Annotated in this window: 1 protein-coding gene; it reads right to left on the reverse strand. The window is 68.4% G+C overall.

What is annotated here, in order from left to right; genetic code table 11:
* The coding region (locus AXW67_RS44735) for an autotransporter outer membrane beta-barrel domain-containing protein (RefSeq protein ID WP_488226170.1) at nt 1-1,681 on the reverse strand (1,681 nt) is incomplete at both ends.

A 1,681-nucleotide genomic window follows, 5' to 3' on the forward strand; every position in this document is an offset into this window, starting at 1 on the left:
CCCGCCGTAGGATTGGTGACTGCCGCCGGCGCCGCCGCCGCCGCCAAAGCCACCATTGCCGCCCTGGGAGCCGACGCTATTGCTGCCAATGGAGCCAGGCCACCTGAGTGCCCACTCATCGCCGCCGGCACCGCCGCCGCCGCCGAAACCTCCGGCTCCACCGGCGAATGGTGTTGGTGAAAGCGAGCGATAAATCCCGCTGCCGCCGCCACCGCCGCCGCCAAAACCTCCCGCCTGTCCGTCGAGCCACAATGCCGGCCGGGCGCCCAAGCCGCCACTGGAAGGAAGGTTTGAGATTCCGAGACTACCGCCGGCACCGCCGGCGTAGGTCGTTCCCGTGCCATGGCTGGGCGCGTAGAGATATCTCGGGCCCGACCCGCTGCCACTGGTGCCCATGCCGCCGCCGCCGCCACCACCGTGGGGATCGGCCGGGGACCCTGGGTAAAGGACCGAACCGCCCGCGCCGCCGCGGGCGCGGTCGTAGGCAAATTGCACGTGGTCGAGCACGGCGGACGCGCCGGCTGCGACGAACAGGCCGCCGCCGAGTCCGGCGCCGCCACCGCCACCGCCGACCGCCGTGCTGCCGCCGGCGCCACCCTGCGCCAGCGTGTGCGCGATGGTCAGGTCCTTGAACGTGGCATTGCCGGCATATTCGAAGAAGCCGCGATGGGTATTGGCGCCATCGAGCGTGAATCCGGCGCCATCGACCGTCAGCGTGCTGCCGTTCGCGAGATTGATGGCGGCAAGGTTCGACGACAGCGACGCCAGCGAGATATTGGCGCCGAAATGGATCGTGTAATTGAGGTTGGCGCCATAGGCGTTGCCGCCCTGGCTCATCGCCGTCAGTGCGGCGTTGAGCTCGGCCGCGGTGCTCACCGTGAAGCTGGTCTGCGCCAGGCGGACATTGGTGCCGCCATTGCCGTCCGCGACCAGCCCAAAGCTGACATCGAAATGCTGTGCCGAGTCGAAATGCAGCGTCGCCACGACCGTGCCGCTGACATTCTTCAGCGTCATGACGTTGTTCGCATCGATCGTATAGGAGGTCGCGACAACCGATTTGAGATCGATGGTGTCGCCGATAGCGAAGCCCTTGAGCGTCACGGTCGGCGCGCCGCTGTCGAACACCGCCGCGATCGCGTGGCCCTGGGCAAAATTGAACGTTCCCGTGCCCGTGACGGTGGCCTGGAATTCGAACGTGCCATCGTTGTCGATGGTGATCGCGCCATTGTCCGTGATCGCGCTCGCGATCGTACCCGGCGCCTCGAACCGCAGCATGCCGTTGTCGATGATGGCGCCGGTGCCGGCGCTGCCGCCAGCTTCGACCTCGAGCGTGCTGCCGCTGTCGATGGTGGTGCCGCCGACATAGCTGTTGGCACCGGCGAAGTGCACGGTGCCGCTGCCTGCGATCTCGACGTGACCGCTGCCGCCGTTGCCGCCCTGGTCGGCGATCGCATCGGAAATAACGGCGTCCTCGCCCGCGGTTGGCGCGAAGGTGATGGTCTGGTTGCCCTGGATGAAAATGCCCGTGCCGAGCGCCTGTCCGTCGCCTCCGCCGTGGTTGCCCAGCCCCGCCGTGACCGAGTTGCCGGAGACCGAGCTGCCGGCAATCGTCAGCGAACCGCCTTCCTGCACGAACACCGCACCGCCGGCGCCGAGGCCGCCACCGCCGCCGGCGCCTCCG

It is taken from the genome of Bradyrhizobium neotropicale (assembly GCF_001641695.1).
Lineage (GTDB): Bacteria > Pseudomonadota > Alphaproteobacteria > Rhizobiales > Xanthobacteraceae > Bradyrhizobium > Bradyrhizobium neotropicale.